The following is a 24,697-nucleotide window of genomic DNA, read 5'->3' as shown; positions in this document are numbered from 1 at the left end:
TCCTAACCGGGTATAAGTGCAAAGAAGGCAGTTCGAAAGGGGAAATGTAATGTGATTTTGGTCGTTGGCGGTGCAGGTTATATCGGAAGTCATCTTGTAAAGGAATTAGTAAATGAAAAAGAGGTTGTCATCCTCGATAATCTTTCAACAGGTTTCCGTTCATTGGTTGATTCGAAGGCCAAATTGGTGGAAGGGAATTTAGGGGACGAAACGGTATTGAATGAAATATTCAATACATATCCCATAGAAGCGGTCATGCATTTTGCAGCCAATAGCTTGGTGGGGGAATCGGTTCAAGACCCGTATAAATACTATGAAAATAATGTAGGAGCGACCCTCACATTATTGAATACAATGCTCAAGCATGATGTGAAGAATTTCATTTTTTCATCCACTGCCGCTACTTATGGGATACCTAATGTAGATATGATCGACGAGGATCAGCCAACTGATCCGATCAACCCATACGGCCGCTCGAAATTGATGGTGGAGCAAATCTTGGAGGACTTTGCACAAGCATATGGCCTGCGCTATGTTGTTTTGCGATATTTCAATGCAGCCGGGGCACATGAATCGGCGGAAATCGGTGAGTGCCATGATCCGGAAACACATCTGATTCCGATCATTCTGCAGCATTTATTAGGTCAGCGTGAGAAGATTTCCGTGTTTGGTACGGACTATGACACACAGGATGGTACATGCATTCGCGACTATATTCATGTAACCGATTTAGCTAAAGCCCATATTATTGCGCTTCAAGCACTCTTGTCGGGAAAGAAGAATACAGCCACCTATAACCTGGGGAACGGAAAGGGATTTTCGGTTAAAGATGTGATCGACACATGCGAAAAAGTCACAGGCGTGAAACCGAACATTGAATATGCAGACCGCCGCCCTGGAGACCCAGCCCGACTCGTCGCTTCCGCTGCTAAAATATATGAAGACCTAGGCTGGAAAGCAGCCATAGATTTGGAAGAAATCATTGAAAGTGCGTGGAAATGGCATAAATCCCAAGTGAATTAAACGATAAAAGGGTTTCGGATCGCATTCCGAAACCCTTTTGCTTTTAGATTTGAGATTTTGTCTTTTATCCGTTTCTTTCCACTCCAGGCACTTAGCTTTCCAGAGGCGGTCCGTGAGCCTCCCAGGCATTATAACCTTTAAGGCATTTTAGCTGTATGGAAGGGAATGATCGTTCATGTAGCCCCCTTCTTGATGTTGTTGTTTTTCCTTGGTCAAAACAACACATTTGGGTTCTCTCCATTACGATTGGTTATTTATCGAAGCGATGAAGAACATGATGCCTCCTGAAATCTCTCAAATCGTAAAACCCCTGTGACAAGAAAATTCAAGTCCTGGCACAGCGTTATAATCAATCAGTCACCCATGCTCATTCCTTTTAACACAACCGCAGTCAGAAACACGGTCATGCAAAGGATTGAGGTGGATACGACAATCGCAATCGGTAAAGTCATTGTAAATTGCTCCTTTCAATGATGGTTGCTCCGCTAAGATCAACCTTTGCTCCGTATAAAAAGTTGTAAGTGAGTTTATCCATGGAGGCTCCAGTAAAGTCGATTTTCTTTAAATCGGACATTCTGAATTGAACACTGATGAGAGTGGCATCGCGAAATGATGCTTTTTTCAATGAAGAGCCCTCGAAAATGGTTTGGTTGAATGATTCGCCATCAAAAATAAGCCCCGATAGGTTGCAGCCTTTAAAATGGGTTTTATTATAAGTATTGCTTTTGAAGGTGACGCCTTTTAAATTGGCACTTTTAAATAAGGTACTTGTTAAGTTGACGTTTTCAAAGATGCAATGACTTAAGTTACTGCCTTTGAATGTACTGCCTGTCAGGTCGGAATGGCTGAAATCAGAGCGGCTTAAATCGCAGGAATTGAATTTTCCATCATGGACGGAAACGGAGCGAAAGTCGGAATCCAATAAGCGTTGTTTAGAATAATCCATCTTTATCGCCTGTTCAAGCTCATTATATTGAAGGTTGAGGGCATCGACGAGCTCTGATACCTCACCTATGGAGTCAACGGTTAACTCATACGCCTCATTTTCGCTTGCGCCCTTCCTTTTATGATCATTGTATTTTTCGAGCAGGTTTTGCAGCAGTTCTTCTTCCAACTCTTTAGCCGTTCTGGCGTTTTGATAAGGTGCAAAAATGCCATGAACATGTGCATGCAGTTTTTCAATCACATTTACTCATCCTTTCTTACAGCAGGCTTTCAAGGATTCGCTTAGCCTGCTCCCAGTCATTTTTATTTTGCCGATATGTGTCTTCCCCGAGAGGAGTGATTTTATAATATTTCCTTCTGCCGCCTTGGGTGGCGTCTCCCCAATAAGAGAGGATGCAACCGTCTTTTTCCAGACGTTTTAAGCTGGAATACATCGTTGCTTCCTTTATTTCATATTGCTCATTTGAACTCACATATATCAGTTTGCTGATCTCGTAACCATACTTATCGCCACTTTGCAGGAGTTTCAGAATCATTGTATCCACATGTCCGCGAAGCAGGTCTGAGGAAAGTTTGCGTTGAATCAAATCCTCACCTCCTTTTGTATATCCTATATCATATTACTATGACAGTCAAGGTACTTTGCACAAAAGGTAATCCTGCATGATGAGACGCTTACAAATTAATGGAAAGTAGATGTATTCATAGGTGAAAATTAGTAGAAAAAATACTATAATTGGTAAAAGATACCTAATGTAAAAATGAAGGCTAACTTGCATTTGATTTCAGAGAGTGAAGTCCATGAAAGTCCCATCATCTGTTTACTGCTATGGATTTGGTTCACGACGTATTATGTCATTGAGGAGAAGACCTTGCTCGTTCGATCGGCATTCATCCGGAAGACGATATCCATCAATGATATCAAGGCGTTTGATAGGTCGTTCAATCCGTTATCGTCACCGGCGCTTTCACTGGATCGTATAAAAATATACTATGGCCAACATCAGTACATTCTCATTTCCCCCTTGCATCGTGAAACGTTCATTGAAGAATCAGGCATGTCGCCCTGTAGGTCGTTAGGGTTGATATGGAGGATGCTCGAAGAAAAGAGAATGCAGATAAAAACCGCTTTTGGATTTCCACCTGTTTGCCTCATGCACCACCCGCACACGAAGCGGTTTATTTCCAAGGCCCTGATGGAGTTTGATGAAGAATTCGAAAGGATGACTTTGGAAGCGTGGAAGGACCGTACGCTGCATCCATACCAAAAAAAAGATGGGGTTAACCGGGAGGAGAGATGAAGTTGTCTGAGACGATTACAAACTATGAAGATATATTGAATATGCTCGACTCGCTTTTACGGGAGCCAACAGCATTTTGGAATGGTTTTTACGAAGATCGTGAAAAGGGAATCCCCTTTTTCGAAAACCTTCCTGATGAAAATCTAGTAACGTATTTTGATGAGGGACTGCTTGGTCCAGGGCAGGTTCTTGAGCTAGGCTGCGGCCCTGGAAGAAATGCCATTTACCTTGCTGAAAGGGGCTGTTCGGTCGATGCGGTGGACTTGTCACAAGAAGCCCTTAAATGGGGGATGGAACGAGCGGCAGAAAAGGATGTGCATGTGAACTTCATTCAAAGGAACCTATTCGACATCGAAATCGTGGAAGGAAAATATGATATCGTGTATGATTCTGGCTGTTTTCACCATATAGCCCCGCACCGAAGGCTGAAATATCTGGAGATGGTCAAAAAAGCGCTAAAACCTAAAGGGGCCTATTCGATTACCTGTTTTGTAGAAGGCGGCGAATTGGGTGGTGCGGCCATATCGGATTGGGAGGTTTATAGGCAACGAAGCCTTATGGGAGGATTGGGCTTTACGGAAGAAAAGCTTAGGACCATTTTCAAGGATTTCGAAGTTGCGGAAATACGTAAAATGAAGAAAACGGATGAAGCATTTGGAATGCAAGGCCTCTGGACGGGTTTGTTCATGAAAAGGTGATGTTCTAAAAGAAAAGATTGCGAACGCGGGATCTGGGAGCAGGTCCTTTTTTTGAGTGCAAGCGGATTTGTTAACTAAAAATAAAAATGGTGAACTATTAAAATGAAATGATGCGAACGAATAATGTCCCAAAACAATAGAGAAAATTTCAATGTTCACCCTTTTTTCGAAATAAATCAGTAGTTGTATGGTTTCAAAAGCAGCAGGGAAGGTATATGGGAAGAGGACTGCTAACTCGCGGTACCAGCAGACTTGAGACCAATTGAAATGAGTTCTTATATTAAATAAATAGGTGGAGACGTTTATGCATAGAAATAGAGAACTATATTCCTTTTTATTAAATAAAGCAAAACAACTGACTGAAGATTGGTATGCAACCTTGAATAAAAATGATACGGCGGGGGTATACAGCTCTCCTGATCCCCAAGTTATCGAAAAACTGAAGCAGCAAAACTATCAATTTCATTTACATTTCTTTCAAATCTTTACGTTAGAAGAAAGCCAGTTCTTTAATAAGCTAGACGAATGGATTGAAGATATCGGTAAGGATGAGGAACATTTAAACACTCCCATATATTTCATATTGAGGGAATTTTTCCGGACGCAAAAACAATACTTGGATTATATCGAGCAGTTTGCAGCATTGCATGAAGAGGAATATACCCAAGCGGAAATCAACTCCTGGTATAAGATCGTGGTCAGGGTGTTCAGTGAAGTGATGGAAAGGTTCACTGAGGCAAACCATAGGTATGCCAACAAAATCATGAAAGCCCAGCAGCAAACGATCGATGAACTGAGCTCGCCCATCATTTCTCTTAATGATCATACAGCGTTACTCCCGCTGATTGGTGATATCGACACGGCTAGGGGCATGTCCTTGCTTGAAACCACGTTACAACAGTGTGCCGAAAAAAATGTCTCAAGACTGTTCATTGATTTATCAGGCGTCCATGCCATAGATGGTGCATCCGCACATCAGCTGTCACAATTGATCGAATCCATGCATCTCATCGGCATCCATACGACCCTTTCAGGACTTAGGCCGGAAATAGCGATGAAAGCAGTCAAGCTTCAACTGCCTTTTGAAAAGGTGACGGTCAAAGCGACTTTAGCCCAAGCGATTCATACGATAAAATGATACATACAATTCAAAGAACCAGGGCTTTCATTTAGAATGCAAGTCTGGTTTTGAAGGAAAGGGCTGCCATATGGCGGTCTTTTTTGTTTTGGTGAGCATACTTGGTTTTTAACGCATGCTTTAGTCGGCATGGGTAAAAGAGACATCCGTATCTTCCTCTCACTTCATTCCGTATAGGGAAGAGTCCTGCATCTTTTCTCTCGTTATCATCCCCTTCATACAGCCAACCATGAGGCCCGCACAAAACTGAAAATTAACATTTCAGTTACATTTTGAAAACGTATTGACAAATATTAGTTAGCACATTATGATAGGTTCGATTCATTAGAAAATCCGAATTAAGACAATATATATTCGTTCTTTTGGGAAACCCTAAATAAAATCAAACACACTTTACAAAAAAGGCGGGCAATTATGGAGAAGACGTTCAATCGCTATGTTATCAATGCTACAGGCAAGGGTGGCCAGACTTATTTAACCCAATGTCAGGATAAAGTTGCACTAAGAAAATGGATAGCCGATCATGAGGATCAAATCATCATGAATGAGTTAAGAATAACCGATAAGAAAAAGAATCCTTTGTTAAAGTTTTTTTCACAAAGGTGAAGATTTTCCTTACGGCATTTATGCATGAAATGATAGTCAGCGCCGAACCGAAAAATCCATATCTTGTTTCGCTTACAAACTCATTGCCGATCAATGGGTTTTTTTGCGTTGGAATCATTTACAGTTCGGAATGGACGATGTTAAAATTTAGAAAAAAAGGACTTCGTTGTAGTACCGGATTTGAAAGGACATTCAGCCGGGCATGACAACCAGGGGTGGGGAATAGATGAGATTGAAACATGTAATGACTTCTTGGAAGTATCCTTCCATTTTATTGTGCGGGATCGGGATTTCGAACTTCGGCGCATGGGTGTATTTCATCGCGCTTAATTTGATCGTTCTCGATTTGACCAAGTCTCCCTTAGCGGTCGCTGGTTTATATATGGTGAAACCGTTGGCGGTATTGTTGACCAATGTTTGGGCTGGCAGCGTCATCGATCGGATGAATAAATGGAAGATGATGGTAACACTTGATCTATTCCGGGCGGCATTCATCGCTTTGCTGGCATTGACTTCCTCCATTTGGGCCATCTATTCGCTCGTATTGGTGATCAATATGGCAGAGGCCGTGTTTGGTACAACATCAAGGACGTATATAACAAAATTAATACCGATCGAACAGAGAAAACGATTCAACTCATTACGAAGCTTGATCGATTCCGGGGCTTTTTTGATTGGACCAGCGATAGCGGGTCTCCTTTTCTTAATCGGCACCCCCGTTGCAGCCATCTATATCAATGCTCTAGCCTTAGTATTATCAGGCGTGATCACGCTATTCATGCCAGATCTTGAAAAAGATGATTCCTTCCGCCTTACCGATCGCCACCTATCCTGGACCATCGTGAAAAAGGATTGGGGCATCGTCCTCGATTACAGCCGAAAAGCCTCCTATGTGATGCTCATATATTTCTTGTTCAGCTGCATGGTGGTGATGGAAACGGCCATGGACTCTCAAGAAGCGGCATTTGCCAAAGCCGTGCTTTTTTTGTCGGACAGTGATTACGGATTCCTCGTTAGCATCGCCGGGGCCGGTATCATTGCCGGAGCCATCGTCAATGCATTATTCATCAGTAAAATGCGGATATCCTATCTGATTGGCCTGGGTTCCGTATGTGTTTCGATCGGTTATATGATTTATGCCTTGTCGACTTCTTTTGCAATCGCGGCTACAGGATTTTTCCTTATTGCCTTTTCATTGGCTTTTGCTAATACTGGCTTTCAAACTTTTTATCAGAATAATATCCCGGCGGACATCATGGGGAGGGTGGGCAGCATTTTCGGTTTGTTGGAAGCATTATTGATCATTATGACAACAGTGATTGTCGGTGCTTCTGCCCATTTCCTTTCGATTCGCTTCGTCGTGATTACAGGTTCCGTGATGCTGCTGGCGCTTTCGATTTTATTATCTGTACTCAGTATGAAGCCAATGAAAAGCAGGTACTATTCCAGTGAAGGGGGAATGGCGGAGAAAAAGGGGTAAGCGACCTTTCCGACAAGGCATGCGGTGAACATGCCTTATATCCATTTCATTTAATGAATGTGTGTAATTGGCTGATGAAGTTCAAGATTTGAAAATGTATCTTTGCCATTTCCTCCACTGGCTGTTCCTCGCAATTTTCCAGCCATTCCTGGATCACCCCTAAAATCGCCGATGTCAAAAAGGCGTGCATATATGTTCGAAATGCTTCATTGAGAGCCGCAGGATGCTGGCTGATCAATCGATCCAAAAGGACATCACCGAAAACACGCTTTATTTTTTTCGCAAAAGCAGGATCGCCCTGATCACCAAGAATCGCCTTCAAGGGTTGGGCATGCTCACCGATGAATTGGAAAATCGCGACGAAAGGCGGATATAGCTGTTGCTGATGGAGGGCAAGAAGAGCCTCTTTCGGTAAAATCGCCGTAATACGTGCTTGAAGTTCATCCAGCAAGTCTTGCTGCAATTGATCCATCAACGCATATTTATCTGCATAATGAAGATAGAAGGTGCCTCGATTGATGTTCGCACGCTCTGCAATCTTCTTTACCGACACATGCGTGAATCCTTCTGCTTCAATGAGTGCAATGAAGTGATGCTGGATATGAGCCTTCGTTTTTTGTATCATTTCCTCATGAATCGATGCCATCTGAATATCCCCCTCACTTCACTGGACATTTTTCAAAATCTGTTCATTGTATTGAAACTCATGCTACCTTAGAATGATGATACATTCAACATCGTGTTAATTAAAGTGGAAGGGAGTGCGTCCAATGAAACATGCGATTATCATGGAAGGTATCGCCAAAGGCTTTCAACATAAAATGGTCATTCAGCCCTTGGACCTCAGGATAGAAAAAAGTGGTATATTCGGCTTGTTAGGTCCTTCAGGATGCGGAAAGACGACCTTGATCAAGATGATTGTCGGCCTGATTAAGCCGGATGCCGGGAGCGTCACGGTTCTCGATCATAAGGTGCCAAATGAAACATTGTTGATGGAAATCGGCTATATGGCACAATCAGATGCTTTGTATACTGAGCTGACTGGTGCTGAAAACCTTGAGTTTTTTGCGAAGCTATATCGGTTATCGAAAAAGGAAAGAAGCGAGCGGATCCGATATGCAGCTGAAATCGTCGGGTTAACGAATGATTTGAACACTCGGGTTGCCCATTATTCCGGGGGGATGAAGCGCCGTTTATCCTTGGCGATCGCCCTCATCCAAAATCCCGAAATCCTCATTTTGGATGAACCGACGGTGGGAATCGATCCTATGCTAAAACGAACCATTTGGCAGGAGCTGGAGCGGTTAAGAGATGAAGAGCACAAGACGATCGTGATAACGACGCATGTCATGGATGAGGCGGAACGATGCGATGAACTGGCGATGCTGCGTGAGGGAGCTATCATTGCATCGGGAACGCCTGCCGCTTTAAAAGGACAATTTGCGGCGGAAACGCTTGATGACGTTTTTTTAAAGATTGGAGGCGGACGGTGATGCGGATTTCCTCTCTCGTGACGCGAATCATCCAGCAGCTGCGCCGTGATCGAAGGACCCTAGCTTTATTTTTCCTCGCCCCCTTGCTCATCTTAACGCTCATGTACTTCATTTTCGGCACAGAAGCGAGTGAGTTGAAAATCGTCGTAACCGGCAGTGATCAAAGCACGATCGCGGGATTGAAACAGGCCGATTTTCAAGTAAAGGCAGCTGAGGAGTTTTCAAGGAAACGAATGATTGAAACCAAAACGGATGGCTGGTTGCACGTTGAACATGGAAAAATGGAGCTTACGCTGTTGAACGACGAACCAGCACGCGCAAAAGCCGTCCAAATGCAGCTGATGCTGGGACTGCAGGGACATACAAGAAAAATGCCTTCCTTTGAATCGCAATATGTGTACGGAGATGAAGATACAAAGGGCTTTGACACCTTCAGTCCGATGCTCGTGAGCTTTTTCGTTTTTTTCTTCGTGTTTTTGATCGCGGGAATCGCGCTTTTGAAGGAGCGAACAAGCGGAACGCTGGAGCGTCTGCTGGCCACGCCGATCAAGCGGCATGAAATCGTCGCCGGCTATGTGATCGGCTATGGTTCATTTGCCCTCATTCAGACGATCATCGTCGTCCTCTATGCCGTCAATGTACTGGATATCGTGCTCGTGGGCTCCTTATGGCTCGTGTTATTGACGAATATACTTGTCGCACTCGTGGCCTTATCGCTTGGCACGCTGCTGTCCAGTTTCGCCACCTCCGAATTCCAAATGGTGCAATTCATCCCGCTCGTCATCGTACCGCAGGTTTTCTTCACAGGGATATTCCCCTTGGATGGCATGGCGGACTGGCTGCAAAAAATCGGCAAGATCATGCCGCTTTATTACGCATCGGATGCCATGAACGGCATCATGTATAAAGGCTTTTCTTTCGCTGATGTATTCCTGGATCTTATCGTACTCGTGGCATTTTCGGCCGTGTTCATAACGATCAATATCATTAGCTTGAAAAGATACCGTTCCTTATGAACGAGTGCAATGGTTGTCCCGAAAGGATAAAATCAGCCAAAAGAAGAAAAAAAAATTCAAGAATGCATTTAAATCAGCATTCTTGATTTTAAAGTAGGGGCGTCAAAAAGTCGAAATCGGCCTAATTGACGCCCTTTTTAGCCTAAACATTTTTATTTTCTTTCAGTCTTTGTTGTTGTTTACCATCAATGATACAAAACAAAATAAGGCTATAAAAAATAGAAGTGCGGGAAAAGTATAAAATGTTGCATTGTATTTAATAGAAGAATCAACCTTTAAACCATATAAATAAATAAATAGTATAAAAGAAACAGATAATGCTAGAGTACCGGTTAATAATTTCATTATTTTACCTCCACTTGGTTAATTTGTATTATTTTTTAAAAAATGTATAATGATATTATACAGAAAATATAGGAAAAAAGGGGAGATTTAAAAATGAGAATTTATAACCAAAAGTTTTACATTCGACTTCTTAGTCTTTTCAGTCTATTTATTTTATTAATCGGATCTTTGAACCTATCAAAAGTTTCAGCAGATAAAGGAGCTGATTCTGTTTTTGATATTGAAGAAGCCAATGTAGGATTAACAGTTGATACTCCGTATAGGTTAACAAAAGACGATGGGACTTTAGTGTTTTTTAATACAGTAGAAGATTATAATGCTTATTTAGATAACCAAATGATTAAAATTGTTCCTAGATGCGCAACGTGCAATAAAACTACAACTACTACTATTACTACTAATACAACAAAAGAAAAATGGGTGAACTATCATCCTCTTACAAATGCTTGGATTAAAGCTAGCAGTTATACTATTTCTCGTGGGAAATCTTATACTATTTCAGGTTCTTATAGTTATAGTGGTTATAATGTGGGGGTTAGTGTATCTCATAATACATCAGTTTCTGCTACCATCCCAGCTAATTCAAAAAAATATAGTAGATTAGGTGTTTGGTCAGACATTACTTTCAAAAGATTTAAGCATGTAGTAAAAAGCCCTGCTGGAAAGGTTATAAATACGTATTATTCAAATACCGCATATGCTGTAGGTGCTCCTTATATTAAAGTGAAATATAAATAAAACACGATATATTTTTATTAATCAATGGAAAATTAAACAGTATATCTATTCAGGGGCTGTCCCAAAAGTCAGGAATAAGACTTTTAGGGGCAACCTTTTTAATTTAAGGACTTTTTTCGCATGTTTCCTCCATGCTCATATTTTCTTGACCATGACTCTTTCATTGTTGAAATCTGCCTCGCCATTGAAGTCAAAGCCGAATTTCCTATACAAGTGAGAAGCAGCCTGATTCTCTTCGACTATGCTCAAATAGACCTCGGGGCAATCATACTCCATGGTTAACCGTTCGATCAAAGCCTCGAGCAGGATTGTTCCAAGGCCTTGTCCCTGATGCTTTGCGTCAATGAAAAAACGGTCGAGCCAAACTCGGCCATGCTCCCCTTCGCCAGGGAAAAAACCATACATCGCAAAACCGACCAAGGTATCTTTCGTATAAAGACCGACTGGCTTGTAATATTTACATTCCCGTGCATCTTTCAAACATTGCTCGGTCGTTTCGATAAATGTTCTTTGCTTTTCATGGATGTGCAGCTTCAAAATCTCCGCTCTATTTTCGTTCGTGACTTCTTTAATATGGACTGTCATATAATTTCCTTTCTCAATTCGCTCCGGTTTATCCGTTTTGTTATGATGATATACTAATACCCTAAGGTATCTGGTTACCATATAGTCAAGAGGAGAGATCAAAATGTCCGAGTTAAATATAGGAAAATATTTCACAACCGGTGAATTCGCCAAATTATGCAATGTAAAGAAACAAACGCTCATCCATTATGATGATATTGGGCTTCTCACTCCCGATGTCAAAAATGACAAAGGGTATCGGTATTATTCCTATCAACAATTTGAAGTTTTTTCTGTCATTTCATTATTAAAGGAATTCAATATGCCATTGAAGGAGATTAAGTGGTTTCTTACCAACAGGTCACCTCTGGAACTGATCGAGCTTTTCAAAGAAAAGTCGCTGGAATTGGAAAAAAAGATAAGAAATCTTCATCGAATGCAGAAAATCATCGAAACGAAAATCTCCCTCACTGAAAAAGCGCTATGTATGGATGACTCGCAAATCACCTTGAGACTCGAGGAGGAAGAACAGCTTTTCATAAGCGAATCCATCCTGAATTCTTCTGATGCCGAATTCTTGAAAGCGACTTCGGACTTCATCGATTTCTGCAATGACAATGAATTTTACACCGGATTCCCTATCGGGGCGATGATAAGCAAAGAAAGAATCCTCGACGGAGATCATGATAATTATTCGTTTCTTTACACGAAAGTAAATGATACGCATCATACTCCTGCCTTCCATGCCAAACCGAAGGGACTTTATATCGTTGCCTACCATAAGGGAAGCTATGAAAATATTTCCGAAACTTATAAAAGAATCGTCCGCTTCATGGAACATGAAAACCTGAACATCAAATCGTTTGCCTACGAAGAATACATCCTGGATGAAGTCTCGGTAAAGGGATATGAAAATTACCTGACCCAGATCATGGTGGAAGTCGAATGAGGGAGCGCTATTAACCCGGCCTCACCCGATTGAGACGTTTGTTGACGGTTTGTGGAAGATGCCCTAGGATAAAAAGATAGGTATGATTTGGAAGGAGGAGACATGCATATGTCGCTAAAATCGGTCCTGCTTTCCTTTTTTCTGTCGCAAGCGTTATTTTTAGGCGGTCTTCCTTTGTTTCTCAAGATTTCCTTATATTTGAATCCTCTGGCAATCCTGGTTGTCTGGTTTTGTATCCTCATGCTCGTCTCGTTCGCCGTTGTTTTTTTTCGCAGAGAAGTGATCACCGTCAGGCGTTTTTTATGGCAGGCCGCGTTTGTCGGCTACAGTACATCACTAGTGGTTTTGCTGTTTTTTCGGCCAACAGGTCAGGTCTATTCCTATAATATGATTCCATTTTCCACCATTCTATCTTATGCATCGAACGAAATGGATGAACTTGTGTCATTTTATAACCTTAGCGCCAATGTAGAACTCTTCATTCCGTTCGGGCTGTATTTGTTGTCCAGGGAAGGGAAAGAGCCAACCGCCTTAACGAAATTCCTTCATCCGTTCATCTTGATTTCCATCATCGAGATCAGCCAGTTCGTTCTGAGGCGCGGAAGCTTGGATGTGGATGACCTTATCCTGAACATGATCGGTGTTTACTTGGGATACCTCCTATATCCCCTTTTCTCCAGGGGGGTTAAGATCCTGCCTGGGAAGGGAGGATGCTGGTGACGAAGTGTCCCAAGTTATATAAATAGGTTGTATGAAAGGGTGTTTTTCATGTATCGCACGTTGAAAGAATTAACGGACCATCCCGTGTTTCATTATTTTGCAGAGATTTCGAAAATCCCGAGAGGTTCGGGAAATGAAAAAGCGATCAGTGATTATCTGGTTCGTTTTGCGAAGGAAAAGGGTCTAGAGGCAATCCAGGATGAAGCCCTCAATGTCATCATTAAAAAGCCGGCAGCACCTGGGTATGAAAGCGCTCCTGCCATCATCATCCAGGGACATATGGATATGGTATGCGAAAAGAATAAGGGGACCCTTCACGATTTTGAGAACGATCCCCTCCAATTACGGGTAATCGGCGACATGCTCTATGCGACGGATACCACTCTAGGTGCGGATAACGGCATTGCGGTTGCTTATGCCTTAGCTCTCCTGGATGCGAATGATATCCCGCATCCTGCGCTTGAAATCGTGATAACGACCGAAGAAGAAACGACGATGAACGGGGCCCTTGCCGTTGATCCAGCTCACTTCAAGGGAAAAATGCTGATCAATATCGATTCGGAGGAAGACGGAAAGCTGCTCGTCAGCAGTGCAGGGGGAATCCGTGTCAGACAGATCCTCCCGATCACATGGGAAGCCGCCCCTAACGATGCAGTTCCCTATAGTATCAGGATTAAAGGGCTGAAGGGCGGACATTCAGGTATATCGATCGATAAGGAAAGAGGGAATGCCAATAAACTTTTAGGAAGATTATTACAAGATTTAACGATGGAATTCCCATGCTTTATTGAGCAAATGAGCGGGGGGCTGAAAGGGAATGCGATCCCTCGTGAAGCAGAGGCAATGGTACGGTTCCATGTTGAGGATGAGCATAAGGTAAAGGAGAAAATCCAGCAATGGGACGAAACGTTTAAAAATGAAATGCAATCCTCCGATCCTGAAGTGTCGATAAAGTTTGACCGGAGCTTCGCCGTTTCTGACACCGTTTTTTCCAAGGAGACGGCGGCTAAAGCCATTTCCTCACTATTGATCATCCCCCACGGCGTACAAGGAATGAGCATGGGCATAAAGGGATTGGTCGAGAGCTCGACGAATCTAGGGGTCGTTACTGCGAATGATGCCGAATTGACATTCGAAAGTGAAATCAGAAGCTCGATCAAAAGCATGAAATACCATATGGTCACCCAGGCAAAGGCCATCGCGGACATGCTCGGCTGCGACCTACTGATTGATGCGGATTATCCGGAATGGCCTTATAATCCTGATTCGAAACTCAAGAAATTATTTGAAGCAGCATATCAAGACAAATATGATGCGGAGATTGAAATCATCGCTGTCCATGCAGGAATTGAATGCGGGGTGTTCATCGATAAGATACCAGGATTGGATGCCGTTGCGATCGGGCCGGATATATTTTCCGTCCATACACCTGATGAACATCTCAGCATCCCCTCGACGATAAATAACTGGGAATACTTCCTATACACATTAAAAAGGATGAAGGACCTTTAGGCTTGTATATAAAAAACGGAATGGAGGTCTGGTTATGAATCTGAAGATATTCATGATAGCGGCGGTAGCCATCATTTTATGGGGATCTGCATTTGCGGCCATTCGTGCAAGCCTCCAGGGCGGTTACTCCGCAGGGCATTTAGTGCTGATTCGTTTTCTTATAGCATCAGGCGTTTTCATCCTTTATGCTCTATGGCCTGCGAGCAAATTCCGTTTACCGCGAAAAGAGGACGCGATAAAAATAGTGATCTTGGGCTGGATCGGCATCAGTCTCTATCAATTGGGTGTAACATTCGGTGAAGAAACCGTTTCAGCTGGGACGGCAGCGATGCTCATTGCCTCTGCCCCCATTTTTACGGCGGTAATAGCTGCCATAGTCTTAAAGGAGCGTCTCGGTTTGTTTGGCTGGGCCGGGTTAGTGATTGGTTTTGTCGGAATCTTCCTTATTACGTTGGGAACGGCCAGTTCAAGCTTCCATTTTACAAACGGAGCATTTTTAGTGTTATTCGCATCCGTTGCCACTTCGGTTTTTTTTGTTTTTCAAAAACCATTATTGCTTCGTTACAAGCCGATTGAATTGACGGCGTATTTTACATGGGCAGGCACATTACCTTTTTTCATCTTTTCTCCAGGCCTTATACATACCATTCAAGAAGCGACACTGGAAGCGAATGTCTCTGCTCTCTATATCGGCATTTTTCCGGGAGCCGTCGCTTATGTATCTTGGGCCATTGCCCTATCATTAGGGAAAGCCAGCTCCGTTTCGAGCATGATGTATATTGAACCGGCATTTGCCATTATCGTTGCTTGGATCTGGCTCCAGGAGCTTCCGAGTGTCCTTTCCACAATAGGCGGACTGGTTGCGATTTCGAGTGTCGTCATCATCAATGGATTTGGAAAAAAGACAGAGCAGGCACTAAATGGATAATTGCTCGTACGTTTGCCCAATTCCTTTTTATCTTTAAGTTGATCGATTCTCTTCAACAGTTCTTAAGGGTAGCGGTTATTTGGCGATTGTTAATTCAATCATTGCTGTTTATCTGTTTTTCAATTTCTGATTTTGTATAAGAATACTCATCATCAATTTTATGATTTTTTTCTAAGAGTCCATCAGGGAATTTTTCATTAAAAAATTCTTGTTTATCTTCTCCTTTTTTTGGAGTTAAATAACTGATAATTTCTTCGTCCTTATTACGTTTTAAAATGACAGGAAAATAGTCAGTATGAACAATGGTTTCACTTTCATTAACTAAAGCGTATTGATAAAACATATATATTTTTTTACTATCAAACCCATATGTATAATAGGAATCAATTAAATTATTGTTTTTATTAGCCTCATTTACGATATTAACGCGTATATAATTCAGTATATGATTCTGCACTTCAGTTTGTTGTTGCTCTTTCTCAATAATAGTTAATTTAGATGGAGTATCCTCTATAACTTTTTCCTGACAACTGCTTACTACAAAAATTGATAGAATGAAAAATGATATTTTTAAAATTTTAATCATGTCAACCACCTCCTTATTTAGGTTATTATACTAATTTAAGAAAATAATAACAAATTATAAAAAATAGTGTTATTATAGTATATAAGACCCATGTAAAGGAGGGAATATCTTGAATAAAAACTTCATATTGTTTTTTATTGTGGCACTTTTTTCAATTTTAGGAGCTAATCAAGTATTTGCCAATGGGAGTAATGAGAGATTCTTAGAGAAAACTGATGTAGAAACAGGAGATCCTTATCTTGAGGATGCAGATACGAATGAAAAAATTTATGAGGCGTTCAAAACTGATGCCGATGGAAATTTAGTGCAGATTGATTTGGATGAATATAAACAACTAATGACATCGAATGACGATATAGAGACAAATGAAGAATTAGAATTAAAAGAAAATATAGATTCGAAAATTAAAATTACTCCGAGGTCTCCACTTACATATGAAACATTCAGGTACAGTGGAGAAAAAGGGAAATCTGTAGTTAATGGAAGTAGGAGAAAAGTTACGCCTGACATAAAAGGGCCAGGTTCAATTACTTATGGTGAATCTGTCACAGTAAATAACTCTTTTACAGGTTCATACTCTGCTTCTTTTGAATCAAAAGTTAAATCAAGTGCCTCATTCTCATGGCAAAAATCGTTAACTAGTCTTTCAAAATTCTCAACAACTTTTCCTGTTAGTAAAGGGAAAACTGGATATGTTAGTTTTACCCCTTATATGAATAAGACATGGGGAACAGGATATAAAGAAACTAGAAATACTGCTGGGATTGTTATTTCAACTAAGTCACTTGGAACACAGACAGGGTTTTCACCAAAAAAAACTTCAAGTGGCAAAGCTGATGGTTTATATGCCTTAATATATAAATAAGCATTAGAATAAGAGTTAAAAAAACCTTAAAGTAAAATTCCTTTGGTACAAGTCATGAAAAAGATGTAGACATACTCGATTTTCATTGAGTCTGTCTATAGTCTGAAACGGTGTGAATCTTCACACCGTTTTTTTGCCTTTCATGAAAATCATGAAGATTTTGATAGGAAAGTGTATAAAATGGTAGAATGAATAAATAAACATATTATTCAGACAATTTGTGTTCCGATAAGGAGGAAAAACGATGGACCAAGTCACTAGCATCATTACACTTAACAACATTAACTGGCGGAGAAAAGGGACAACGATATTGAATGAAGTGTCGTGGGAGGTTCGGCCAGGAGAACATTGGGCCCTTCTAGGACTTAATGGATCAGGGAAAACATCCCTGCTGAAGATGATTACAGGATATCAATGGCCGAGCAGCGGTGAAGTGTCGGTGTTGGGAAATATTTTTGGCAAAACGAATATACCCGAGCTGCGGAAGTCCATTGGCTGGGTAAGTTCTTCCCTGGATCAAGAGTATCAAGCAAGGGCAAACGATTCGGCCCTCGAAGTCGTCATAAGCGGCAAGTTCGCTTCGATCGGAATATATGACAAGATCACGGACGATGATCGCAACAAGGCAATGGAACTGCTCGAACAATTCAGGATCAAGCCTTTGGCCGATCAACTCATACATACGCTCTCTCAAGGTGAAAAAAGAAAAGTGATGCTTGCAAGGGCCCTAATGTCTTCACCGAAGCTGCTGGTTCTGGATGAACCATGCAATGGACTGGATATTTACGCTAAGGAAGAACTATTGGCAGCCATCGAAAAAATGGCAGATTCCCCAGTCGCTCCAACGATCATATATGTTACCCACCATATTGAAGAAATCGTCCCATCGCTCACACATGCGTTATTAATCAATTCCGGCACCGTAGTGGCTAAAGGTGAAAAAATGGAGGTCTTAACGGAGCCTATATTGGAAAAGACCTTTCAAGTGCCCGTCACGGTAAAATGGGAGAACGAGCGCCCTTGGATCCGGATCAAATCCCTATTAATCCAAGGCTGAGCTTGCAGTTTCAAGAGTCCTAGTGTCCAAGTTATAGAGAGTGTGTGCAGGCATCTTTATTTCTTATTATTTAATCGTATTGCCGCCATCCATTACGATATTTTCACCAGTAATTAGATTTGTCGCATCGCTGGCTAGGAATAAGGCAATCGCTGCCACTTCTTCGGGATATCCAAAGCGTCCAAGCGGAATTTCTTTTTTCGCTTGTTCCCCTTTTTCCCCAGCCCAAGCCTTTTTCCCCAATTCAGTCAAAATAACGGTAGGTGAAATGGTGTTTACTTTAATGTCAAATTGAGCCCATTCATAAGCAAGCACTTTAGTCATTCCAAGAATGGCCGCTTTACTAGCAGCATAGGCAACATGATCATCCAAGGCCATAAGTGCTGCCTGAGAAGCTAAATTGATAATATTCCCGCCAGTTCCTTGTTCAATCATTAAATGGCCGACCTTCTGGCACATTTTAAAGGAACCAGTTAAGTTAACCTCCATGGTTTTTTGCCAGTACTCATCAGAAATATTTTCGGCATCATCGAGTAAAGCAATACCAGCACAATTTACTAGAATATCAATCTTGCCAAAGTGTTCTCTAACTTTCTGAATGGCTTGGTCCATACTTTCGTTACTAGTGATATCACATGGCACGCCGATGGAATCTTTCATACTCCATTCCTGGGCGATCTCGGTCACACCATCTTTTTGATCGAAAATGGCCACTTTTGCCCCCTTTTCTATGTATAATTCCGCTATAGCTTTTCCGATACCGCTTGCTCCGCCTGTTACAACAGCAACTTTTTCTGTAATATTGAAGTTTTTATCATATCCTTGAAACCCCATAAATAACACCCTTTCCATCGTCTATTTTTGATAACGTTTTCATTATTGAATGCTGAGTTACCTGTTTTCAGTTTATTACAAATGAAATTGATTTTTCAATGAAAACTTTCATTTGTTTTTATATTTTATCATTTTACTTATCGTTTTCTTTTGTATATGATTGATTTACTGTGAGGATTAGAATGCTTTGAAGAGGATTAAGATTAATAACAACTGCGAACAGGCAAAATGATAGGCAATCGATTGGGAGACATTAATCGTTCAACGATGGGAGGGCTTTTTTTTCGTTGAAAGAAAGGACAGCTCGAGGGTATGGATTTATATGGCGGATGCACGATGATTTGACCTACTTAAGGAGTTAAGCGGGTTTTTAAGATAGCATGATTGAGCAGTTAAAAAAGGCCTTTCGGTTCATACATGAAAGGCCATGATTTCAATCATCTTTTATCAAGTTTGGCAGATAGATAGTTCCCGATGAATTGGACGGATTGAACGATGATGATCAGAAGAAGTACGGTCGTTATCATGATGTCTGTTTGGAAACGATAGTATCCATAACGAATGGCCAAGTCGCCAATCCCCCCGCCGCCTACAACTCCGGCGATAGCTGAGTAAGAAATGAACGAAACGGCAGTAACGGTGAGGCCTAATAAGAGACCGGAACGCGCCTCTACTAATAAAACTTTGATGATGATCTGGATGCTTGTTCCTCCCATCGCTACGGCAGCCTCGATCGTTCCTTTTGGCACCTCGCGTAAAGATTGTTCCACAAGTCGGGCCAAAAAAGGAATGGCCGCTATCGATAGAGGAATGGAAGCGGCGAGCGGACCTACCGATGTTCCCAAAATTGTTCTTGTAAAAGGAATAAGAGCGATGAGCAAGATGATGAATGGGAAGGAACGGACCGTGTTGATCAGTGCATTCAATATGTTATTCAAGATCGTATGTTCAAGTAATTGTTCCTTCGAAGTTAAAAATGTAAGGAGACCGATGGGAAGTCCCAATAAGATAGCTGCTGATATCGCTATTCCGACCATTAAAAATGTTTGGCCAATACCTAAGTAAATTTCAGGGAGTAAGGAAATGATGTTATCGAACACTTACTTTCACCTCTTCAAGTTCGTGTTGTATGAGAATTTTACCGATTTTTGTTGTGGGTATCGTTTGATGATCCGCTAAGTCCAATTCCTCGATGATTTGTCCATTTTCCATGACGGCGACCCTGTTTGCCAATCTACGAATAACATCCATTTCATGAGTGACGATCAGGATGGTCACGCCATAAGCTTCGTTTATTTTTTTCAGATAGGCAAGGATGGATTGGGTGGTTTGCGGATCCAGTGAAGAGGTCGGCTCATCACAAAGCAATACAATGGGTCTTGTGCTTATGGCACGGGCAATCGCCACTCTTTGCTTTTGTCCGCCCGAAAGCTGTGCAGGATAATGGTTGGCTTTATCGGATAAATCAACGATTTTCAGGGACTCGGCTATTATTTTGGGCCGCTCATGTTTGGGGACATTGGCAAGCTCCAAAGCCAGGCTGACATTTCCTTGTACCGTTCGGTTAGCCAGCAGGTTGAAGTGCTGGAAAACCATCCCGATTTTATTACGTGCTTCGCGAAGTTGTTTGCCAGATAACTCGCTAAGGATTGAATCGTTTATCGTAATCGTACCTTCCGTAGGCTTTTCTAGTAAGTTGCCCATACGCAGCAAAGTCGATTTTCCCGCACCGCTAAAGCCAATGATCCCATATATTTCTTTCTCCTTAATTTCAAGATTCACATGGGAAACGGCGGTGAATGATTCGTTTTTTACGGAAAAGGTTTTACATACATTATTGAATGTAATCATTCAAGGACCTCCTCATTTTCATGTTATAAACCATTCATTTAAAATAATCAGGTCGGTGAAATCCTTCAAATTCTTTATTGCTTTCAATTGCTTTTTGAAATTCGGGGGAGTGGTAGGCTTCAATGATATCCTTCACGAATGGTTTGTCTTTATCTTCGGTCCTTACAGCAACAAAATTTTGATATTCGAATGGAGGATCCTCTAAATAAAGAGCAGAAGATAATTTACGGTCGGATACCAAGATGGTATAGCCATTGGCTACTGCATAATCTACATCAGGCAAGATCCGGGGCACTTGCGCCTGTTCGACCTCGACAAATGAAAACTTGACTTTTTGAGCGACGATATCTTTTTTTGATACGGTCAGGGGATCATATCCTTTTTTCAATTCAAGCCACCCTATTTGTTCAAGCATTCGTAATGCTCGCGCCACGTTAGCGGGGTCATTGGGGATGGCCACTTTTTGTCCGTCCTTCAATTCATCCTTGCTGTCATACTTATCGGAATATAATCCCATCGGAGCTGTTGGGACTTTGATGGTTTCGGAAAGCTCCAGTTTATTTTCATGGATGAAATTCTTGAAAAAAGCGGTATGCTGAAATACATTCACATCGATCGAGCCTTCCGCCAAGGCAAAGTTTGGTTGGTTCGGATCACTGATTTCCACATATTTAAGTGAGTACCCTTTATTTTTCAAATGGGGCTCTATGCCTTTTTTCACTTGGTCACTATACGGACCTGGAGTGAAGCCGAAAACAATTTCTTTCTTTTCTTGGCTTGCGGCTTTTTCACTGCCGTTGCCACTGGTGCAAGCTGAAAGCAACACCGCGAATAAAGCGGACATGATGATAAACAAAATCGAATTTCTCATGCAGAATACCTCTTTTCTGTTTTTGGGAATAAAAAAAAGCATGAACAAGGTTTGTTCATGCCGCCGGTTATCCGGTAGGCCTTCATAGTATAGTTCTCCAATTGGAATAATTAAACTATAACAAGATTGTGGAATATTTATCAAGTGTTATTTTACTGGCGGAAAGTTAATTCGTACTTGACCACTTAATTTAATCGGATTATGATAGTAAACATAAAATGATAGCTTATCGGACAACCGAGAGCCCTTGTTAGGAGTCAGTTTCATCCTCCTTCAAGGGCTTTTGTGTTATCCAGGGAGGAGTTGGGCACGTGATGAATCCAAGAAGCCGGCTTGTCGAAAGTTTGAAGGATGGAAGAAATGTTTGGCTTGATGGAAAGAAAATAGAGGATTTATATGCCCATCAGGCTTTCACAGGCACCTTAGACACATTAACGCATTTGTTGGATATGCTGGATTCACCTGAGGAACAAAGGATCGTCGGATATGAAAGTCCAAAAACAAAGGAATTTGTTCATAAATCCTTTCTCATTCCTAAAGATATGGATGATCTGGTTTCAAGAAGGAAGGCTTTTGAATTATGGTCGCGTAAGACTTACGGCGTGATGAGCCGATTATCCGATTATGCAAATTCGATGGTTACAGGCTATTTCATCGATAAGGACTTCTTTAACCAATATGATTCAGGGTTTTCAGATAAAATCACTGCCTACTATGAACAGGCTAGGGATGAACGGCGTATTGTGATCCAAGCGATTCTTGATCCACAGATCGATCGGTCAAAACCGAGTGAGGAACAGGAAGATGCTTTATTGAAAGTCATAAGGGAAACAGAGGAGGGGATCGTGGTCAGAGGGGCGAAAATGATTGCTACGGCTTCCCCGTATGCACATGATGTCATCATCATGCCGCATCAGAAGCTGACCCCCGATAAAACGGAGCATGCGAATATGTGCATCATCCCTTTGAATTTACCTGGTCTGCAAATTGTTTGTCGTGAATCCTTTGCCTCGAGTGATCGAAAGAAACATCCATTAAGTGCACAATTTGATGAAATGGACGCTGTTTTACTATTTGATGATGTGCTGATTCCATGGGATCGAGTATTGATCAGGGGATCCGTAGAAGGCGTGTATGAAGCTCAGCGGCATCAGCAATTGAACGTTCTCGCCCATCACCAGACGGTCGTCCGCTTGCTGACCAAGCTTCAGTTCGTAACGGGGGTGGCCACGGCAATCGCTCAATCGATCGGTGTTGATCAATTCTTGCATGTGAAAGAAAAGCTCGGAGAATTGTATACCCAAATCGACAGTATTGAGGCGCTGCTTATTGCATCAGAGGTACAAGGTGGACTGAACGAGACGGGCGTTTATCAACCAGCGCTCGTCCCTCTGCAAACGGCGCGAAATCTTGGAACCCGCCATTATCCAAGAGCGATCGAAATTTTAAAACAAATCGGGGCGGGCGGATTCATCCAGCTTCCTTCAACAGCAATTGAGGACAGCAACGAGCTCATTCCACTGTTGGAAAAGTATTACAGAGGAGCAAATGTTGATGCCGCCACTAAAACCTCTTTATTTCAAATAGGCTGGGAACTGATCGGAAGTACACTCGGATCGAGGCATGATTTGTATGAAAGGCTATATACAGGGGATCCCATTCGAACTTTCGCTTTACAATATGAAACGTATGATAAAGAGCCATTAAAACGAAAGCTCCACCGTTTCTTGGAGGGGGTAAATGGAAAGGGGAATCGCGATGATCGAAAGCAATCGGTATCTTCAACGACTCAATGATGGGAGAACCATTTGGTTAGATGGGGATATCGTCAAAAACTTGGACGAGCATCCTGCATTTAAAGGAACGGTCCATACAATACAGTCATTGCTCGATTTACAAACAAAAGCAGACAGTAAATCCTTGCTTACATACAAAACCGAAGACGGGGTGGATGCAAACCTGTCCTTTCTTGTTCCAAGAACACACGAAGATCTGGAAAGAAAGCGTTTGGCCTATCAATATTGGGCTGATCAAACATTTGGCGTGATGAGCCGTCTATCTGAATATTCCCGTTCCCTTTTTACTGGCTGGTTTGCAAACCGTTCAGAATATGAGGAGGCCCATCCCGGCTTTTCCGAAAAAATAGAAAGCTATTACCAGCAATCTCGTAATCTCGATTTATTGTCGACGGTGGCAGGGCATGATCCACAAAAGGATCGCTCGAAGACATCAGGGGAAAAGAAACCGGGAATATTACATATCACCCGTAAGGATCGTGAAGGAATCTATGTTCGCGGTGCAAAAATGATTGCTACAGCGGCTCCATATGTCGATGAACTATTAATCTTTTCCTATCACAAAAGAGGCGAAAATGAACGTGAATTTGCCAATGTATTCTTTGTGCCTGTTCATGCAAATGGCTTGCATATCGTTTGCCGGGAGTCATTTGCTGATGAAAGGGAGGAGGATCATCCGATAAGTGCACGCTTTGACGAAATGGACGCCGTCTTGATTTTTGATGATGTATTCATTCCTTGGGAGCGAGTGCTCGTTCATGAGGATCCTGAATTTGCCTGGAAGCTTCGTTGTGACGTTCCTTCAGCCCTGCTTAGCCAGCATCAAACAGTCGTGAGACTCGTCAGCAAACTGGAAAGTGTCGTTGCGATCGGGAACGAATTGGCGGAAACGGCCGGGGCAACACAATTCTTGCATGTCAAAGAGAAGCTTGCAGAATTGATCATCCAGCTGGAAACCATTAAAGCCTTACTGCTCGCTTCAGAAAATAAAGCAAAAATATATAACGGCATCCTGCTTCCTAATCAAGATTTCTTAACGACAGCAAGGAATTTGGGAACTAGGTTCTACCCACGGGCGCTGGAAATCATCCAGCAGATTGGTGCAGGGGGGCTATTACAGGTACCCTCCAGCATAAAAGAATTGGAAGGTCCCATAGGTCCCTTATTAAAAGAATACTACCAAGGTACAGGGACGACGGCTGAAGCTCGGACACGGCTAATGAAATTGACATGGGATCTATTGGGGAGTCCGCTTGCATCAAGACATGAATTATATGAGAGGTTTTATTCAGGCGATCCTGTAAGAACGTATGCAGCCCAATACAATAATTATGCAAATAAGGAGAAGCTCATTGATTATGCGTATGAGGTTTTAAAATAA

The 24,697-nt window shown here is 41.9% G+C and carries 27 protein-coding genes; 17 read left to right on the top strand and 10 right to left on the bottom strand.

What is annotated here, in order from left to right; translation table 11 throughout:
• Positions 1-51 precede the first annotated feature (51 nt).
• On the top strand, positions 52-1,023 hold the full coding sequence (galE, locus tag CVN76_RS20885; RefSeq protein WP_100532902.1) for a UDP-glucose 4-epimerase GalE: 972 nt from the start codon (positions 52-54) through the stop codon (positions 1,021-1,023).
• 448 nt (positions 1,024-1,471) lie between these two features.
• On the opposite strand, the gene CVN76_RS20880 is transcribed toward galE, so the two are convergent.
• Positions 1,472-2,209: a pentapeptide repeat-containing protein gene (locus CVN76_RS20880; protein WP_100532901.1), complete on the bottom strand. Its 738-nt coding sequence runs from the start codon at positions 2,207-2,209 to the stop codon at positions 1,472-1,474.
• 16 nt (positions 2,210-2,225) lie between these two features.
• A complete protein-coding gene (locus tag CVN76_RS20875; RefSeq protein ID WP_373921359.1) occupies positions 2,226-2,504 on the bottom strand; it encodes a PadR family transcriptional regulator in 279 nt (92 codons plus the stop codon).
• A 237-nt stretch (positions 2,505-2,741) separates the two neighbouring features.
• Between CVN76_RS20875 and CVN76_RS20870 the strand changes: the two genes are divergently transcribed.
• From CVN76_RS20870 to CVN76_RS20845, 5 genes are all read left to right on the top strand, one after another.
• On the top strand, positions 2,742-3,269 hold the full coding sequence (locus CVN76_RS20870) for a PH domain-containing protein (RefSeq protein WP_157805735.1): 528 nt from the start codon (positions 2,742-2,744) through the stop codon (positions 3,267-3,269).
• A 2-nt stretch (positions 3,270-3,271) separates the two neighbouring features.
• Positions 3,272-3,967 (top strand): class I SAM-dependent methyltransferase, encoded by a 696-nt coding sequence (locus CVN76_RS20865; RefSeq protein ID WP_061142721.1) that lies wholly within the window; start codon positions 3,272-3,274, stop codon positions 3,965-3,967.
• Positions 3,968-4,271: 304 nt separating this feature from the next.
• On the top strand, positions 4,272-5,105 hold the full coding sequence (locus tag CVN76_RS20860; RefSeq protein WP_100532899.1) for an STAS domain-containing protein: 834 nt from the start codon (positions 4,272-4,274) through the stop codon (positions 5,103-5,105).
• 414 nt (positions 5,106-5,519) lie between these two features.
• Complete coding sequence (locus CVN76_RS20855) at positions 5,520-5,711, top strand: hypothetical protein (protein WP_100532898.1); 192 nt, start codon at positions 5,520-5,522, stop codon at positions 5,709-5,711.
• 232 nt (positions 5,712-5,943) lie between these two features.
• Positions 5,944-7,191, top strand: a complete 1,248-nt coding sequence (locus CVN76_RS20845) for an MFS transporter (protein WP_100532914.1) — start codon at positions 5,944-5,946, stop codon at positions 7,189-7,191.
• Between the two features lie 46 nt (positions 7,192-7,237).
• On the opposite strand, the gene CVN76_RS20840 is transcribed toward CVN76_RS20845, so the two are convergent.
• Complete coding sequence (locus tag CVN76_RS20840) at positions 7,238-7,837, bottom strand: TetR/AcrR family transcriptional regulator (protein WP_100532896.1); 600 nt, start codon at positions 7,835-7,837, stop codon at positions 7,238-7,240.
• Between the two features lie 124 nt (positions 7,838-7,961).
• Between CVN76_RS20840 and CVN76_RS20835 the strand changes: the two genes are divergently transcribed.
• Together CVN76_RS20835 and CVN76_RS20830 are read left to right on the top strand one after the other, a co-directional pair.
• Positions 7,962-8,684 (top strand): ABC transporter ATP-binding protein, encoded by a 723-nt coding sequence (locus CVN76_RS20835; RefSeq protein ID WP_100532895.1) that lies wholly within the window; start codon positions 7,962-7,964, stop codon positions 8,682-8,684.
• Positions 8,684-9,700, top strand: coding sequence for an ABC transporter permease (locus tag CVN76_RS20830; RefSeq protein WP_100532894.1), 1,017 nt, complete (start codon positions 8,684-8,686; stop codon positions 9,698-9,700). The genes CVN76_RS20835 and CVN76_RS20830 overlap by 1 nt, the downstream gene beginning before the upstream one ends.
• 162 nt (positions 9,701-9,862) lie before the next feature.
• Here the strand turns inward: CVN76_RS20830 and CVN76_RS20825 are convergent, their stop codons facing one another.
• Positions 9,863-10,045: a hypothetical protein gene (locus tag CVN76_RS20825; RefSeq protein ID WP_100532893.1), complete on the bottom strand. Its 183-nt coding sequence runs from the start codon at positions 10,043-10,045 to the stop codon at positions 9,863-9,865.
• Between the two features lie 93 nt (positions 10,046-10,138).
• On the opposite strand from CVN76_RS20825, the gene CVN76_RS20820 reads away from it, so the two are divergent.
• Positions 10,139-10,783 carry a hypothetical protein gene (locus CVN76_RS20820; RefSeq protein ID WP_100532892.1) on the top strand — a complete coding sequence of 215 codons (645 nt, stop codon included), beginning with the start codon at positions 10,139-10,141 and terminating at the stop codon, positions 10,781-10,783.
• A gap of 135 nt (positions 10,784-10,918) precedes the next feature.
• Here CVN76_RS20820 and CVN76_RS20815 read toward each other — a convergent pair whose 3' ends face one another.
• Positions 10,919-11,368, bottom strand: a complete 450-nt coding sequence (locus CVN76_RS20815) for a GNAT family N-acetyltransferase (protein ID WP_100532891.1) — start codon at positions 11,366-11,368, stop codon at positions 10,919-10,921.
• Between the two features lie 103 nt (positions 11,369-11,471).
• Here CVN76_RS20815 and CVN76_RS20810 point away from each other — a divergent pair, with 103 nt between their 5' ends.
• The 4 genes from CVN76_RS20810 to CVN76_RS20795 all read left to right on the top strand — a co-directional run bounded on the left by CVN76_RS20810 (position 11,472) and on the right by CVN76_RS20795 (position 15,456).
• Positions 11,472-12,296 carry a MerR family transcriptional regulator gene (locus CVN76_RS20810; RefSeq protein WP_100532890.1) on the top strand — a complete coding sequence of 275 codons (825 nt, stop codon included), beginning with the start codon at positions 11,472-11,474 and terminating at the stop codon, positions 12,294-12,296.
• A gap of 108 nt (positions 12,297-12,404) precedes the next feature.
• Positions 12,405-13,016: a VanZ family protein gene (locus CVN76_RS20805; protein WP_157805734.1), complete on the top strand. Its 612-nt coding sequence runs from the start codon at positions 12,405-12,407 to the stop codon at positions 13,014-13,016.
• A 48-nt stretch (positions 13,017-13,064) separates the two neighbouring features.
• Positions 13,065-14,528: an aminoacyl-histidine dipeptidase gene (locus CVN76_RS20800; protein WP_100532888.1), complete on the top strand. Its 1,464-nt coding sequence runs from the start codon at positions 13,065-13,067 to the stop codon at positions 14,526-14,528.
• Positions 14,529-14,562: 34 nt separating this feature from the next.
• Positions 14,563-15,456 (top strand): DMT family transporter, encoded by an 894-nt coding sequence (locus CVN76_RS20795; RefSeq protein WP_100532887.1) that lies wholly within the window; start codon positions 14,563-14,565, stop codon positions 15,454-15,456.
• Positions 15,457-15,550: 94 nt separating this feature from the next.
• Here the strand turns inward: CVN76_RS20795 and CVN76_RS20790 are convergent, their stop codons facing one another.
• A complete protein-coding gene (locus tag CVN76_RS20790) occupies positions 15,551-16,042 on the bottom strand; it encodes a hypothetical protein (protein WP_100532886.1) in 492 nt (163 codons plus the stop codon).
• A gap of 109 nt (positions 16,043-16,151) precedes the next feature.
• On the opposite strand from CVN76_RS20790, the gene CVN76_RS20785 reads away from it, so the two are divergent.
• Together CVN76_RS20785 and CVN76_RS20780 are read left to right on the top strand one after the other, a co-directional pair.
• Positions 16,152-16,907, top strand: coding sequence for a hypothetical protein (locus CVN76_RS20785; RefSeq protein ID WP_100532885.1), 756 nt, complete (start codon positions 16,152-16,154; stop codon positions 16,905-16,907).
• 244 nt (positions 16,908-17,151) lie between these two features.
• Positions 17,152-17,964: an ABC transporter ATP-binding protein gene (locus CVN76_RS20780; protein ID WP_100532884.1), complete on the top strand. Its 813-nt coding sequence runs from the start codon at positions 17,152-17,154 to the stop codon at positions 17,962-17,964.
• A gap of 66 nt (positions 17,965-18,030) precedes the next feature.
• Here the strand turns inward: CVN76_RS20780 and CVN76_RS20775 are convergent, their stop codons facing one another.
• From CVN76_RS20775 to CVN76_RS20760, 4 genes are all read right to left on the bottom strand, one after another.
• Positions 18,031-18,798, bottom strand: a complete 768-nt coding sequence (locus CVN76_RS20775) for a GolD/DthD family dehydrogenase (protein WP_100532883.1) — start codon at positions 18,796-18,798, stop codon at positions 18,031-18,033.
• Positions 18,799-19,235: 437 nt separating this feature from the next.
• Positions 19,236-19,898 (bottom strand): methionine ABC transporter permease, encoded by a 663-nt coding sequence (locus tag CVN76_RS20770; RefSeq protein ID WP_100532882.1) that lies wholly within the window; start codon positions 19,896-19,898, stop codon positions 19,236-19,238.
• Positions 19,888-20,649 (bottom strand): methionine ABC transporter ATP-binding protein, encoded by a 762-nt coding sequence (locus CVN76_RS20765; protein WP_100532881.1) that lies wholly within the window; start codon positions 20,647-20,649, stop codon positions 19,888-19,890. Before CVN76_RS20765 ends, CVN76_RS20770 begins: the two co-directional genes overlap by 11 nt.
• A 34-nt stretch (positions 20,650-20,683) precedes the next feature.
• Positions 20,684-21,520: a MetQ/NlpA family ABC transporter substrate-binding protein gene (locus tag CVN76_RS20760; RefSeq protein ID WP_100532880.1), complete on the bottom strand. Its 837-nt coding sequence runs from the start codon at positions 21,518-21,520 to the stop codon at positions 20,684-20,686.
• 314 nt (positions 21,521-21,834) lie between these two features.
• Between CVN76_RS20760 and CVN76_RS20755 the strand changes: the two genes are divergently transcribed.
• Both CVN76_RS20755 and CVN76_RS20750 read left to right on the top strand, forming a co-directional pair.
• Complete coding sequence (locus CVN76_RS20755) at positions 21,835-23,316, top strand: 4-hydroxyphenylacetate 3-hydroxylase family protein (protein WP_100532879.1); 1,482 nt, start codon at positions 21,835-21,837, stop codon at positions 23,314-23,316.
• Complete coding sequence (locus tag CVN76_RS20750; protein ID WP_232732399.1) at positions 23,261-24,697, top strand: 4-hydroxyphenylacetate 3-hydroxylase family protein; 1,437 nt, start codon at positions 23,261-23,263, stop codon at positions 24,695-24,697. The genes CVN76_RS20755 and CVN76_RS20750 overlap by 56 nt, the downstream gene beginning before the upstream one ends.

It is taken from the genome of Bacillus sp. mrc49 (assembly GCF_002803435.1).
This window is presented reverse-complemented; position numbering and strand designations above follow the sequence as displayed.

Coding starts and splice junctions, on each gene's coding strand:
- CVN76_RS20875 (WP_373921359.1), bottom strand. CDS start 2,504: ATGATTCTGAAACTCCTGCAAAGTGGCGATAAGTATGGTTACGAGATC.
- CVN76_RS20860 (WP_100532899.1), top strand. CDS start 4,272: ATGCATAGAAATAGAGAACTATATTCCTTTTTATTAAATAAAGCAAAA.
- CVN76_RS20855 (WP_100532898.1), top strand. CDS start 5,520: ATGGAGAAGACGTTCAATCGCTATGTTATCAATGCTACAGGCAAGGGT.
- CVN76_RS20840 (WP_100532896.1), bottom strand. CDS start 7,837: ATGGCATCGATTCATGAGGAAATGATACAAAAAACGAAGGCTCATATC.
- CVN76_RS20835 (WP_100532895.1), top strand. CDS start 7,962: ATGAAACATGCGATTATCATGGAAGGTATCGCCAAAGGCTTTCAACAT.
- CVN76_RS20830 (WP_100532894.1), top strand. CDS start 8,684: ATGCGGATTTCCTCTCTCGTGACGCGAATCATCCAGCAGCTGCGCCGT.
- CVN76_RS20825 (WP_100532893.1), bottom strand. CDS start 10,045: ATGAAATTATTAACCGGTACTCTAGCATTATCTGTTTCTTTTATACTA.
- CVN76_RS20820 (WP_100532892.1), top strand. CDS start 10,139: ATGAGAATTTATAACCAAAAGTTTTACATTCGACTTCTTAGTCTTTTC.
- CVN76_RS20815 (WP_100532891.1), bottom strand. CDS start 11,368: ATGACAGTCCATATTAAAGAAGTCACGAACGAAAATAGAGCGGAGATT.
- CVN76_RS20810 (WP_100532890.1), top strand. CDS start 11,472: ATGTCCGAGTTAAATATAGGAAAATATTTCACAACCGGTGAATTCGCC.
- CVN76_RS20805 (WP_157805734.1), top strand. CDS start 12,405: ATGTCGCTAAAATCGGTCCTGCTTTCCTTTTTTCTGTCGCAAGCGTTA.
- CVN76_RS20800 (WP_100532888.1), top strand. CDS start 13,065: ATGTATCGCACGTTGAAAGAATTAACGGACCATCCCGTGTTTCATTAT.
- CVN76_RS20795 (WP_100532887.1), top strand. CDS start 14,563: ATGAATCTGAAGATATTCATGATAGCGGCGGTAGCCATCATTTTATGG.
- CVN76_RS20790 (WP_100532886.1), bottom strand. CDS start 16,042: ATGATTAAAATTTTAAAAATATCATTTTTCATTCTATCAATTTTTGTA.
- CVN76_RS20780 (WP_100532884.1), top strand. CDS start 17,152: ATGGACCAAGTCACTAGCATCATTACACTTAACAACATTAACTGGCGG.
- CVN76_RS20775 (WP_100532883.1), bottom strand. CDS start 18,798: ATGGGGTTTCAAGGATATGATAAAAACTTCAATATTACAGAAAAAGTT.
- CVN76_RS20765 (WP_100532881.1), bottom strand. CDS start 20,649: ATGATTACATTCAATAATGTATGTAAAACCTTTTCCGTAAAAAACGAA.
- CVN76_RS20760 (WP_100532880.1), bottom strand. CDS start 21,520: ATGAGAAATTCGATTTTGTTTATCATCATGTCCGCTTTATTCGCGGTG.
- CVN76_RS20755 (WP_100532879.1), top strand. CDS start 21,835: ATGAATCCAAGAAGCCGGCTTGTCGAAAGTTTGAAGGATGGAAGAAAT.
- CVN76_RS20750 (WP_232732399.1), top strand. CDS start 23,261: ATGGAAAGGGGAATCGCGATGATCGAAAGCAATCGGTATCTTCAACGA.